Source organism: Dialister sp. (assembly GCF_047832375.1).
Classification (GTDB): Bacteria; Bacillota; Negativicutes; order Veillonellales; family Dialisteraceae; genus Dialister.
Genome location: NZ_CP181256.1, coordinates 76541 through 90263 on the forward strand (window position 1 = coordinate 76541; position 13723 = coordinate 90263).

At 52.9% G+C, this 13723-nt stretch carries 8 protein-coding genes and 1 pseudogene; 3 read left to right on the plus strand and 6 right to left on the minus strand.

The window, feature by feature from the left end:
• Position 1: 1 nt before the first annotated feature.
• Positions 2-1009, plus strand: a complete 1008-nt coding sequence (locus tag ACFWUL_RS00310) for a bile acid:sodium symporter family protein (protein WP_416177451.1) — start codon at positions 2-4, stop codon at positions 1007-1009.
• A 116-nt stretch (positions 1010-1125) separates the two neighbouring features.
• Complete coding sequence (locus tag ACFWUL_RS00315) at positions 1126-1701, plus strand: hypothetical protein (protein WP_416177452.1); 576 nt, start codon at positions 1126-1128, stop codon at positions 1699-1701.
• A gap of 629 nt (positions 1702-2330) precedes the next feature.
• Here ACFWUL_RS00315 and ACFWUL_RS00320 read toward each other — a convergent pair.
• From ACFWUL_RS00320 to ACFWUL_RS00345, 6 genes are all read right to left on the minus strand, one after another.
• Positions 2331-2807 carry a low molecular weight protein-tyrosine-phosphatase gene (locus tag ACFWUL_RS00320; protein ID WP_416177453.1) on the minus strand — a complete coding sequence of 159 codons (477 nt, stop codon included), beginning with the start codon at positions 2805-2807 and terminating at the stop codon, positions 2331-2333.
• A gap of 80 nt (positions 2808-2887) precedes the next feature.
• Positions 2888-4285, minus strand: coding sequence for a restriction endonuclease subunit S (locus ACFWUL_RS00325; protein WP_416177454.1), 1398 nt, complete (start codon positions 4283-4285; stop codon positions 2888-2890).
• The gene (locus tag ACFWUL_RS00330; protein WP_416177455.1) at positions 4282-5697 is read right to left on the minus strand and encodes a type I restriction-modification system subunit M; all 1416 of its coding nucleotides are present in this window, start codon (positions 5695-5697) and stop codon (positions 4282-4284) included. Before ACFWUL_RS00330 ends, ACFWUL_RS00325 begins: the two co-directional genes overlap by 4 nt.
• A 4-nt stretch (positions 5698-5701) precedes the next feature.
• Positions 5702-8461 (minus strand): DEAD/DEAH box helicase family protein, encoded by a 2760-nt coding sequence (locus ACFWUL_RS00335; protein ID WP_416177456.1) that lies wholly within the window; start codon positions 8459-8461, stop codon positions 5702-5704.
• 260 nt (positions 8462-8721) lie between these two features.
• Entirely contained in the window at positions 8722-9597 is an 876-nt protein-coding gene (locus tag ACFWUL_RS00340) for an AbrB family transcriptional regulator (RefSeq protein ID WP_416177457.1), read from the minus strand.
• Between the two features lie 133 nt (positions 9598-9730).
• The gene (locus tag ACFWUL_RS00345) at positions 9731-11029 is read right to left on the minus strand and encodes a hypothetical protein (protein WP_416177458.1); all 1299 of its coding nucleotides are present in this window, start codon (positions 11027-11029) and stop codon (positions 9731-9733) included.
• A 128-nt stretch (positions 11030-11157) separates the two neighbouring features.
• On the opposite strand from ACFWUL_RS00345, the pseudogene ACFWUL_RS00350 reads away from it, so the two are divergent.
• Positions 11158-12264: pseudogene (locus ACFWUL_RS00350) on the plus strand (carboxylesterase family protein); the annotation flags it as partial.
• Positions 12265-13723 lie beyond the last annotated feature (1459 nt).

Here is a 13723-nt window from a genome sequence, read left to right on the forward strand (position 1 = left end):
CATGAAAAAGTTATGTGCCATGATCGGCAAGTATTTCGGCATCATCGCCATCGTTTTCCTGATTCTCGGCTTCACCATGCCGGAAAATTTCAAATGGGTATTGAGTAAAGTAGGCGGCATTTCCGTCCTCACCTTCCTCCTGGGCGTTGTCATGTTCGGCATGGGCACCACCCTGTCGGTGAAGGATTTCGTCCTTGTCTTCAAACGGCCCCGGGACGTATTCCTTGGCGCTGTGGCCCAGTTCTTCATCATGCCGTTCCTGGCATTTTCCCTGGCCACTATTTTCCAGCTGGACCCGGCCCTCACCGCTGGCGTTATCCTCGTAGGTACCTGCCCTGGCGGCACGTCCTCCAACGTCATCACCTTCATGAGTAAGGGCGATGTGGCACTTTCCGTCACCATGACCAGTGTGTCCACGGTGCTTTCCCCGATCCTGACACCTGCCATTACGTACCTCCTCATCGGCACGAAGATTGCCTTTGACCCGGTGGGCATGTTCCTCTCCATCGTCCAGATCGTGATCGTTCCGATCTGCCTGGGCGTGGCAGTGAAGACATTCCTGCCGAAACTGGCCGCAGCGGCTACGGACTATACCCCCGCCATTTCCTCCATCGCCATTTCCCTCATCATCGCCGGCGTTATCGGTGCCAGCAAGAATGCCATCGTTGCAAACTTCGGCATCATCCTTCTCGTTGTCATCCTCCACAACTGCCTGGGCTATGCCCTGGGATTTGCCGTAGCCCGTCTTACCGGACTTTCCTGGAAGAAGGCCGTGGCCCTCTCCATCGAAGTGGGCATGCAGAACTCCGGCCTCGCCGTAGGCCTGGCAAAAGCCCATTTCGCAGCGATGCCGGCAGCCACCGTTCCGGGAGCTATCTTCTCCGCATGGCATAATATTTCCGGCGCCATGCTGGCATGGCTCTACGTAAACGTGCTGAACCCCCGTTTCGATCCGGAACTTCGGAAAGAAATGGAAGCTCTCCACGCACCGGCTAAAGAACTGGCCTGAGAAAGCTAAGCGGTTCGCCCCATCTGCCAACAAAAAGCACTGCCCCTTTGGACAGTGCTTTTCTCTTACCCTTTTTCTCCGGCAGGACTACAATAGAAGGAGAAAGAAGGGATACCATGTTTGGATTATCGCCGGTGAAAGAAGTGGTGGTGGGGCAGTTCCTTTTGAGTCTGGGCGCCCTGTTTTATACAGGCTGGTGGCTCACGGCCTTCCGGCCCGATGCCAGAAGCGGAGGGGCTCTCTCGGCCCTGCTTTTCCTGCTGCTGGCAATATTTGGGCTCTCGGGCGTGGGATTTTCTGCCCACGGGGTCCATGAGCTGCCGCTTCCCTCTTCCTGGATAGGGACAGGCATGATTTTTATCGCTGCGGCGGCAGCCTATTTTCTGCTGCTGGCGGGATCTTTGAAACTTTTCGGACGGAAACCGACCACCGAGCTCCTTCTCATCGTCTGCTGGGCAGTGCTGGAAATCCTGGTGCTGGGAGTGCTCCACGAAGGGGGACTGCTCCTCCACGGAAGTTACGGAGCTGCCTGGGTTTTCGTGGCCGCTGCATCGGTCCTCGCCTTTGCAGCCTACATGGTGTACTACCGCATGGATGACCACACGGCCTATGTAACAGGAGCCATTCCCCTCCTGGTGGACGGGGCAGTGACACTGTACATAGGGTGCGTGGCTGTGATGGCTGGGAAGTAAGTGTGCGTGCGAATCGGGGGGGGGAAAAAAGACGGAAGAGCAGGTAGTGGGAAGTTAGGAGTGAGGAGTGAGGAGTGAATGTGGCGGCGCACAAATTGGGAAGCGCCGCCAATTTTTATATATCAGGCACTTGCTTACCGGTATACTCAATAGGTGAGATTACCCATCCAGCAAGCAGCCTTGGAGATGGAGGTCCTGCATAGGACCTCCAAGTTTGGCCTGAAATACAAAAGGCGCTTAGCCTGCCCATAAAAGCGCCTTCCTCTTAGGCCAAACGGCCCGCGCCAAAGGCGAGGTGCATGCGGCAGAGCCGCTGATGGCAGGGAGAGGGCGGTGGGGGCCACTTCGGCGGGAGCCCCCTCCGGCACCTGCGGTGCCACCTCCCCCATAGATGGGGGAGGCCAATAATTTGCGGTGGAACCGCTGTAACTCAACTCTCAACTTCCAAATCTAACCCAAAACATGCAGGCCCTTAGAGAAGGGCCGCGCCAAAGGCGCAGGATGGATGCGGCGGAGCCGCTGGATACCATACCTGTGCCGCCATATCATTTTGACGCGGCACACCCCCCTCGGGCGAAGCCCGTTACCCTTGAGCTGCTTTGCCGAAGGCATTACCCCTCAGCCACCTTTTATACGCATGGGGCGCCAGGCATCCCGGTCAGTTTATCCAATATCCCCCGGCACCCTTTCACCACGTCATCGTAAGTTTTCTCGTAGTCATTGGTAAACCAGGGGTCTGCCACGTCCCTCTTTTCTCCGGCCCAGGAGAGGAGAAGGGATATTTTTTTATCCGGATCCTGGTGGGTGAGGTAAGCCAGGTCGTGGAGGTTTTCCTGGTCCATGGCGATGATGTAGTCCGCCCTTTCATAGTCTTCCCCGGTGATGAGGGAAGCCTTTCTTTTCGGGTGGGGAATATGGTGGGCGTCCAGGGTCCTCTTCGCGGGAGGGTACATGTCCTCCCCAATTTCCTCGGTGGTGGCGGCCCGGGAGGAAATGGAGAACCGGGAAGAAAGCCCCTTTTGGCGGACCATTTCTTTCAGCACCATCTCCGCCATGGGAGAACGGCAGATATTGCCGTGGCAGACAAAAACTATGGTAATCGGCATCGCTTGTCCTCCTTTACCAGAAAACGGCATAACTCGGCGGTCTTCCGTAGTAAAAATCGCAGTAAAAACGGGGTAGTATACTACTCTTGCTTTTGTAAATCAATCTGCGCATTAATCTTATCTATCATCTTAACAATCCGTTTTTGCTCATTAACTGGAGGAATTGGGATAAGTACATTGTTTATATTTGACACTGCCAATCCTGGTTGTGCAGTTGCCGTAGCATATTGGTTCAGGTTAAGGGCCCTTAAGAAGTACCCACTCCACGTTACATTCGTATTCGCAAAATGCTCCACCACTACGGCATGTTCTGTTGCGTAGAATTTTCCTTCAGCGAAGTTGATATTCCCGCACAATGCACCTTGACGACCTATCAATGCATATTCTCCACATCTGTTATAGTCATCTACATATCCTCGAATTCCATTTCCGCCGAAGCAAGGGTATTTATGGATATCTGTCTTTTTACTAAAAATCTGTGAGGCTTTTTTATTTTTCCCTGCTTGCAAATTAAATACAACTCCGATTCGTGCCCATTCCCAGCTCTCAGGAATCTTGAACGGAATCTCATCCTCTGTGATGGCAGGCAGCTTTTTCTGCTTCTTGATCTTCCCTTCCTGGATGAGCTTCTGCTTCTCTGCCGCAATTTTCTCCAGCAGTACGCTGGCCGGTTCATCGGAAGGATCCTGGGGCACCAGCTTGCCCTGGACCGCTAAATCGAGAATCTTCTTGTCGAGGGCAGAAAGATTGTTAGCGTATCGAGACTGAAGATCGTCAATCTTATCAAGCAGTATAAATGCATTAGAAATCTCATTAACTATTCGGTTTTGCTCTTCACGCGGAGGGAATGGAAATGCAATATTAATCAAGTTTAGCTTGCTTATTCTGAAACGCGTAACGCCTCTTCCCAAATTTTGTACCCTTCTTTGAAAACCAGATGAGTTCAACGCATACAACACGTAATCCAAATTGTAAAATTCTTCATTGGGAGCGACCCAGCAGACATCAACTGCTGTGATTAATTTCCCATCAATATTTGGGATTATGCAGGATTTCATTTTATCAATGACTAGCCTATTAATAAGAAGGTATCCGGGATAGATTTGTTTTCCGCCAAGCTCATCAAATTTCTTGTCAGTCAGATACTTATATTTTTTTGTAATAAATTTGCAGTCGCCAATGCATCCCAACTGTAAAAGCTTCACTGGACCATCATCAACCATGTCTTTCTTTAATACCCAGTTTCCATCATTTAAGGTATCAGTAGTGGTTATACTTTCTAGTGTTGTCCAAGCCCAATTATTCGGGATGCTATTCCATTTTTCACCCAATTCAATGCGCCGTTGTTGTGGTTTGCCAAGGCTAGCGATTATTTTTTGCAATTCATCTTTTGCATTTTCCGTGTTATTTTGCGTTGTTAGATGCCCTGTTATGGCAGAATCAATCACTTTTTGTCTTAAGGCCTGCGTATCAATCATTCCTCGATACCCCCAAGCATTGTCTTGAGCTTTGCCACCGCGTCCTGAATGCCATTGGCTTCTTCCTGCATTTCATCGAGGATTTCTCCTACAGTCCGGGTGTCTTTCTCTTCCAGGTTGATCCACTTGAAGTCCAGGGTATCCGCCTTGGCTACTTCTTCCTCGCTGAAGCAGCGCCAGCGGCCATTGGGATTTTCTTTGGAATAGGTCTGCCTCCGGTCCTGCCGGTGCCCCGAACAGTAGCAGGTAACGAAGTCCTCCAGGTCAGACCGCTTCAGGGGATTCTGCACCTGGGTGTGGTGGATGCCGGTCCGATAGTCGTAGACCCAGATTTCCTTTGTGGGTTCCCCTTTATCAAAGAAGAGGACATTGGTCTTTACGCCATTTGCATAAAAGATGCCGGTGGGCAGCCGGAGAATCGTATGGAGGTTGAAGTCCTTCAGCAGCTTTTCCCTGACCTTCCGTGTGGCTCCATCGCCGGTAAGGACACTGTCCGGAAGGACCACGCCCACCCGTCCGCCTGTTTTTACAATGGACATGATGTGCTGCAGGAAGTTCACCTGGTTATCGCTTGTCTCTATAAATTCCGGCCGGTTGGCAGATACGTCCACGCTTCCCTGGGGGCGGGTGCCAAAGGGGGGATTGGTGAGAATCACATCATACATGGTATCTGAGGTATCGATCAGGGAATCCTTGTACTCGATGGGGCTGGACTTGATGCCGATGTCGTGGAGGTACAGGTTCATGGAGGCCAGCGTCACCACAAGGGCCGTGTTGTCTGCCCCGTGAAGGGCATGCTCCTTCAGGAATTTCTGCTTCTCCATATCCCTGCTCTGGGTTCGCATGTGCTCATAGGCGGCCAGCAGGAATCCGGCGGTTCCGCAGCAGGGGTCTGCCACGGTCTCCGTAATTTTGGGGTCCACCACATCCACGATGGCGGAAATCAGGGCTCTTGGGGTGAAGTACTGGCCGGCGCCGCTCTTTTTATCTTGCCCATTTTTCTCCAGGATCTTCTCGTAGATGGCGCCCTTCACGTCGCCTTCCATCATGTACCAGTTCTCTTCATTCACCATGTCCATGACCTTTTTGAGCATCACCGGCCGGTCGATCTTATTGGTGGCGCCGGTAAAGATGGTGCCCATGATGCCATCCTGCTCGGATAGTTCCTGCAGGATTTCTTCATATTTATCTACCAGGTCCTTACCACTGAGGCTCACAAGGTCTTTCCACCGGCAGCCATCGGGGACCGTACTTGTCAGTCCCAGCTCTTCCTTTTCTTCGTCCATTTTCAGGAAAAGGATATAGGTCAGCTGGGTGACGTAATCGGTGAAGCCTACGCCTGCTGCGGAAAGGACATTTGCAATGTCCCATACTTTTTTTAATAGAGTGGATTCGCTCTTCTGTTCTGCCATTTCTTTATGCCGCCTTCAATATAAATTTCGCCAATGTATTCATTTCTTCTTTCAGCACCGATGGGCCAAACTGTTTGACCCCTTCCCGCCAAAGGTCCGTATTCACTTCGTTCAGTTCTCCCATGGAGATGGCTCCGTCGCGGATGACATAATCCGCAATCTGCCTCATTACCTTCATCTGGTCAGCTGTCAGGGTTCTCTGGTGCTGCCCGTAATACAGGTTCAGCCGCTGGCTGTAGCCTTTCATCATGCCCGTCAGCTTCGGAGTCTTTTTATAGGCGTATCTTACGATCTGGATCAGATCCGTAAGAACGCCGGCATTCTCTTTATCATCGGGGTCATCCACGTTTCCGGCGGTATCCAGCAGCCGGTAGTTCTTCCAGATCTGCTTTATCCTGAACTGTGGATTCTCCATGAGAAGCCGGTCACGGAGCTCGATGAGCATGGAATGGGTGATTTGGGTATCTTCCGCATTGTAAATGATGCGAAGTGCTTCCAGGCTGTCCTTATGATCGTCCAGGTACTTTTCAAAATTCCGGATATAGGTTCTTGCGGACTCTTTCGAGAATCCGGAATAAAGGACCCTGTCAGAATCATCGGTGGTTACCACATAGCCCTTCTGCAGTTCCAGCAGTTTTCTTCGGGCCTCCAGGTCCATGATAAATGGAGTAATCAGATTCATCCGCGCTGTGTTTGCGTTCGATGGTCCCAGGTAGGGAGGAAGGCTCTGTGTGGACAGGGCGGTATTGATCTTTTCTGCCAGGCTTCGGGGGTCATATCCGAATTGGTGGATAAATTCTTCCAGATGTCTCCTGAAGAGGGGATGATTCTCATACCGGTTGCTGATGGTGGCGCAGTAATCCCGGAGGAGGACCAGGTTCTCATCGCTCACTTCATTATGGGCCAGGTGCTCCAGCACCTGTTCCAGGTTCAGGAATTTTTTCTTCCCGCCTGGGGCGGGCTTTGGAATATACTTCTCATGTTCTGTCACGCCAACGGCGTCAACAATATAAAAGCAGTCTTTCCCATCTGCATTGGGGGTTACTTCTTTCAGCTTGTCATCACTGATGGTCCGGCAGCCTCTCCCCTTCATCTGTGTATAAAGGGTATCTGACCGGACGTCCTTCATAAACATGACCACTTCCAGCGGTTTCACATCGGTCCCTGTTGCCACAAGGGTCACCGTGACGGCAATCCGGAATTCTTTGTCTGTCCGCAGTGCACGGATCAGGGCATTGGAGTCCCCGGAAGAATAGGTGATCTTCTGTACAAATCTCTCCGGCACTCCCTTTGGAAATTTCTCAGCGAAAACTTCCTTTGCCATGGCTACGATCTGCCCGGCATGGTAGTCATTCTTTGCGAAAATCAAAGTCTTGGGGATGTACTCCCACCGGGGCTCTCTCGAGGGGTAGAGATCATTATAAATGGCATCTCTATAGGCAGCCAGGACCGTCCTGATCTGGTCCACATTTACGATGGACCGGTCCAGGTTTTCAGAGCCATATTCTACGGTATGGTCCGCGATATAGGAATCCTGTTTCCCTTTGGCTCTTGCGGTTTCCCGGATTTCCTTTCCCTTTTGGATCTGACCGCCGTGTTCCGTCACCTGGGTGCTGATCCGGTAAATCCTGGCAGGCACGTTGACGCCATCGACAACGGAGTCATCGTAGGTGTACTGTTCAATGATATTATTATTGAAAAAGCTGTAGGCCTCCGGCGTTGGTGTGGCAGTAAGCCCCAAAATAACTGCATCTTTGAAATAATCGAGGACCGCCTTCCATTTGCCGTAAATGGATCGGTGGCACTCATCTACGATGATGAATTGGAAATGATCCGGCTTCAGTTTCAGGTCATTTCCCAGGTCGATTTTCTCTTCAGCTGTCTTTTCCTCATCCGCTGTATACTGCTCGTCTTCCTGGTCTTCATTTCCATCGGTCAGTGTCTGGCCGGTCAATAGGGCAAACAGCTTCTGGATCGTCGATATGCAGATGTCCCCATTGGCATCTGCCTCATGACGCAGCCGCCGGATCTCATACAGATTGCTCATGGGCTGGTTCTTTTCCGTCCGGTCAAAGAGGCTGAATTCAGATTCCGTCTGCCTTGCCAGATTATTGCGGTCTACGAGGAACAGGATTCTCCGGGTATCGGTGTAGTTTAATAAACGGTAAGAAGCAAGGCAGGCAAGATAGGTCTTTCCGGAACCGGTGGCGAGGACGGCCAGATTCTTTTTCCGGCCTGCACGAAGGGAATCCTCTAAGGCTTCCTCTGCCTTGAACTGGCAGTCCCGGAGTCCCTTCCTCTCAATCCGGGGAAGTGCTCCGTACGGTGACTTCTGTCCGGTCAGCCGGAGCATCTTCTTGGGGGAGTGCATCTCGGAAAGTTCTACGTAGTCACTATCCGGATCCAGTAAATTTTTGAAGAGTATCTTCTTCCCGTTGGCAAGATACACAAGGGGAATCAGATCCCGGGTCCATAGTCCATACCAGCTTTGGGGATGGGTGCAATACCCTTCCGCCTGGGCTGCCACATCCTCTCCCAGCTCATTTTCTTCTCGCTTCGCTTCAATGACCGCAATGGCCTTGTTGTCTATAAAAAGGAGGTAGTCGCTTTCCGTATTTCCCTGCATCAGCCCTTCACGGACAGCAAGAGCATGGCCGGGAATATACTCATCTCTGGACACAACATCCCAACCTGCACGATTCAGCTGTTTATCAATTTTCAGTCTTGCCTTCTGTTCCGGCAATAAGTTATTATCTGTCTCCATATGCACTGTGCCTCCTGTTTAAGGACACAATTATCCAATATATATCCAGTGTAGCAGAAATGGCGCTTCTTTTCATGGAAAAGTCAATGAATTACAGAAAACAGCTGCATGGGATGGCGGCGGCAATGGCTGCGTCATGGTATTACAATAGGCCCGGTCACCGGATTTCCTGATCCGGTGACCGGGCCTATTGGGCAGTACGGAGGAAGAAAAATTGGCGCAGGGGGGAAATCAGCTGCATCTTCTACAAGCGCCCTGCATCACCTGTCATGGCCCCCGGTCCGCCGGTTATAGAAAGCTACGATGAGGCGGGCCAGGTAGGGGAAGACGCCCATGATGAAGAGGACCCGGGTGAGCTGGTAGGCGGTCATGGTGCCGGCATCGGCGCCGACGACGAGGGCGGCAATCCCCATTTCTGACAGGCCGCCGGGGGCGGTGGAGAGGAAGGCCGTGGCGAGGTCGATGCCTGTGAACCGGGAGATGAAAAAGCCCAGGGCCATGGAAACAGCGAGGACGAGCAGTACGCCGAAGAGAAGGATAGGACCCATGCCGTGGTAGCTTTTGATCTTCTGGAGGTCAATGCAGCTGCCGATGTAGGCACCTACGAAGAGCTGGGCAGTATCCAGCCAGAAGGGCGGCACCACGGGAGCCGTGCCGCCGGACCAGACCAGGTAGGCTCCGGTGCCGATGACTGGCCCCAGGAGGGTCGGCGTGGGCAGGTGGAGTTTCTTCCCTAGAAATGCACTGGCAATCGCAATGGCTGCAAATTTCAGGACCGTTTCCGTCGGTACATCCTGCGCAGCCGCGGCGGCTGCTGCAGCGGCCGATCCGCCGCCGGAAATGACGTTGATAGTGAGGAAGGGGATGACGAAGACCACGGAGAGCATCCGTAGGGTCTGCATGATGGTGACAGCCGTGAGGTCCGTATCCTTCATTTCTGCGGCCAGGATGACCATCTGGGAGAGCCCTCCCGGCACACAGCCCAGAAGGCAGCTGGTGAAATTGATGGTGGTATGGCGGAACATAAGCCACGCCGTAAGGACTCCGGCGCCCACGGTAATCAGGGTGGCGGCAATCATGAGCGGGAACTGGGCCAGGATGGCATGGACCGTGCCAATGGTGACCGCCCGGCCCATACCGCTGCTCGAGATGACGATAAAAGGTTAGAGGCATTCAGCAGGAAACGTTATTTCTGCTATCTACTCAACACCGCTCCCGCCATTTCGAGAAGTGTCACTGATCAGAAAACGATCTTATGCCTGCGGCAAATCACCGGGTCCCCTGGGAATGGCGGGCTAAGGGAGTGGTGATGGGAGAATCGCTATGTTCATACCCCGGGCTCTCCGGAGAGAAAATTTCCTGGGCCGGGAAGAAGAGGAAGGGAAGGAAGTCGTAGAGGTCCTTTTCCTTCATCTGGAGGTGGCCCTGTTTTGCCAAAGCTCCGGTGTAGTCGCCGCCCGGATGGAGGGCCGGCTTCTTTATAGGGAGCACAGTGACCGTATAGGTGGCATTGGAATCCTTCTTCTGCAGTACCAGGTCCAGGGGCTCATCCCCGTAGTCCAGCATGTACTGGGCTTCCAGGTTTTTCCCGTTCTCCAGGTCATAGCCATTGATGGAGAGGAGCCGGTTGCTGTGACCGACGGCAGAAAGCTCCGGATGGGCTGCGGTGTCTATGGTATCTATGGTGATGGGGGACTTGTTGGGGCCGCCGTTCAGGGTAAGGCCGTAATCGCAGTGGTCCACCAGGTCCCGGTAGGCCTTGGCGGCAGCAAAGATGCCTACATTGATTTCCACATCCTCCGGCTGCCTTGCCCAGCTCAGGTCGGCCCAGGTCCCTTTGCCGGGAATTTCTGCAAAGTCAACGAGGCAGAACCCCTTAGCCATGGCTTCATCGCAGATCATGAGAGGCATATTTTCCGGAAGGCAGTAGAAGGTGGGTCCCTTCCGGTAGAGGTAGGAGTCACCGGGCTCTTCCGGCTGGTTCAGGTAGTAAGCCATAGCCTGCCGCAGTCTTTTGGCATCTACGCCGGGATAAAAGACGCTGTACGAGGGTCCATAAGTGGGATCCGGTTTGGAAACAGGGGCAGTTTCCTGGCTTTGATTTTCTATAAAATCAGCCAGGTCTTTGGCTGGTACCTTCCGGCGGTCTATTTTATTTCCCTTTTGGTTGTCCAACAGGAGGGTCTGTGAATGGCTGCCTTTGTGGGCGAGAATTTCAGAGGGGTTGATTTTGAACCAAAAACTCCGCCCATTGCCGGGCATCGGGGTCAGGGGCACCTCGGTTTTATCGAAAAGGAAAGATGCTTTGACTACAGTCCCTTCGTCAGAAATCCGGAGGACCCAGTCATCACGGCCGCCCTCTTTGTCATGGATCACATCGGCATACCCCGCTGCCACTACACCGCTTCCCACGTAGCGGATGATGGTATGCCGCTTCATGTCCATGGTCCTTCCCTCCTGGATGATGGTCCCTTCCTTCGGATGGGTATCCCAGGAAATGGCCTTCGCAGGGGCAAGGGAACATGTGGCCAGCAGTGCCGTCAGCAGGATGGGAACAAATTTCATCATAGCAGGGCTCCTTATGAAATAGATTGCATGGAATCGGTCTTTCTTCCATCATAACAGAAAACGGACTCTCCTGTATGGTATGATGTAGGAAATATGCGGTCCCGGAGGACTGGAAATGGGGGAATATGATGAAAATCAGCAAAAAGGTGTTAACATCCCTTGTCATTACCCTTTTATCGACATCGGTGACGCTGGCGGCGTCTCCGGACCGGCAGGAGGCCCTGGGCCCGGATGGCTCCGCTCACCGGCCGGTGCAGGCAAGGCACCGGAAAACGGTAATACCGGTATATCGGCAGGGCACACTGCAGTCTACGCAGTATGGCATGGTCCGGGGCACTCGGGATGGAGAGACCCTCGCATGGAAGGGAATCCCCTACGGGAGGGCGGAGCGATGGAAAGCGCCGGAGGATCCTCTTCCCTGGCAGGGAATCCGGAATGCGGAAAAATCGGGCCCCCCTGCCTTCCAGCAGACACCACTGGGATATGGAGGGACCGAGGACTGCCTCAATCTGGACATAGTCCGTCCGGATACGGCAGAAACGAACTTGCCCGTATTCTTCTTCATCCATGGTGGCAATAACCAGTCCGGCGATTCCAGGCAGGTGCGGCTGCAGAAACTGGCGGTAAAGGAAAATGTGCTGGCAGTGAGCATCAATTTCCGGCTGGGAGCCCTCGGGTTTAATCCTCTCCCCGCCCTGAAGCATGGCAGCGCTGAAGAAAATTCCGGGAACTATACGCTCCTCGATATCCTGCAGGCCCTGGACTGGACGAAGGACAATATCCGAAGTTTCGGCGGAGATCCGGATAACATTACGGTGGCCGGATTTTCCTCCGGCGGACGGGATGTGATGGCTCTCCTTATTTCTCCGGCGGCAAAAGGGCTGTTCCAAAGGGCCATTTCCTTCAGCGGCGGCATGACGACTTCCGATACCGCAGATTCCCAGAAAATTTTTGCCCGCCATCTGGCGCCCTATGTGGTGGCCGATGGGATCTGTTCTTCGGAAAGGGAGGCAGAAGACTGGCTCCTTAAGGATTCGCCGGAAGTGGCTCATTACCTCAGGGGACTCTCCGCCCCTCGCCTGGCCGGTGCTTTTGGCCATGCCTTCATCCGGATGGAGGCGTTTCCCCATCTTTACAGGGATGGAGTGGTGCTGCCGAAGGAAGGATTCCAGACTGCATCGTACAACCGGGTGCCGCTTCTCATGTTCACGGGTACCGGTGAATTTTCCCTCTACGCCCGGAGCGATCCCTATTTCAGCAAATCTGTATCGGACGGGACTGTTTTCACAGATCCGAAGAAAAAGGCGGAATTTCTCTTTGCCCGGAACTATGGCAGCCATATGTATGAACTGTTCAATGATGAGGTATCAGCTGCCCGGATGAGTCCCCACTATGGCAAGGCGCCCATCTACACCATGGTAATCGGTTACGGCGAAAACCCGGCGCTGGTAGGTGAGAAGGAAGCTCTCCTTTCCGGTTCGGTCCATGGCATCTGGATTCCCTTCGTCACCGGCTATGCCGATGCCACAACGAAGGACTTCCCCAAAGGGTCCTTCGATAATCCCGGCGCCCTGGCACTGGCGGATACCATACAGGGGTACATCGGAAATTTCATGAGAACCGGAAATCCGAATGGAAAGAACCTGCCCCTCTGGAAAAAATGGTCGCCCGCTCCCCATGGGCCCACGGAGCTTGTGGTGGATGCAGACAGGACAGAAGCCCGGTATACCCAGACCTATGGGCACGGGACCTATGAAACCATCCTGAAGGATATGAAAGCAGACCAGACCCTGGACGCCAAAGAAAAAGAATACCTCATCCGCCACGTCCTGAATGGCCGCTGGTTCAGCGAAGTGTTGGAACGGAAGCAGCTGCATCACGGAGGTGGTAGAAGATAGATGTGAGAAAAGGTGGCTAAAGTGGCTGAAGGGAAGGAGGCGGCGCACAAATCAGATAGCGCCGCTTTTTTGATTATCCGCACTCGTCATTTCGACCGGTGTGAGCATGCATAATGATTCTACCGTTAAGAAGCGCTACAGCTTCGATGAGTGGAGAAATCTTCCTCGGGTTCGGGAATACGGGGTTTTCCTATACTTACCACAGGAGTTGTAGAAACGTCAGAGTCATTTTTCTCGGAGATCTCTCGGCTCTTTCTCACATACGATTTTTACAGTTTTTCACATTTCTGCGCTGTACACCGCTCGAGATGACGAGTTAAGGGAAGAGACATTACTATAAAAACGGAAACAGATAGCTGGCTCTATCCGAGACTCGTCATTTCGACCGGTGGGAAACGTCGTGATGAGATTACCCGCAGGAGTCGCTAAAGCATAGAGGAGTGGAGAAATCTTTCTGGCAGATGGGAATACAGGGCCATTCACAAGTGAAGAGAGAAGAGTAAAGAGGGAAAGAGCAAGCCTTCTGCGGCGAAGCCGCTGGATCTCAACTCTCAACTCTAACAACCTGCATTTTCCCGGGACGTTTGGGCCCATGACCATACTATATAATCGAGAGGTGGAAAGGCCGGAAGAAATTCTCCCGGATCCGGAGGCGCATATCCATGGAACCGGAAGAAGGGAAAAGGACTTCTTCATATGATTCTGCCTCTCCAGCGCGCTGAAAAATAAATACAGTGAAGAGAGAAGAGAAAAGAGGGAAGAGAAGGTCCGGCGGCTCTGCCGCCAGTAGACCTCT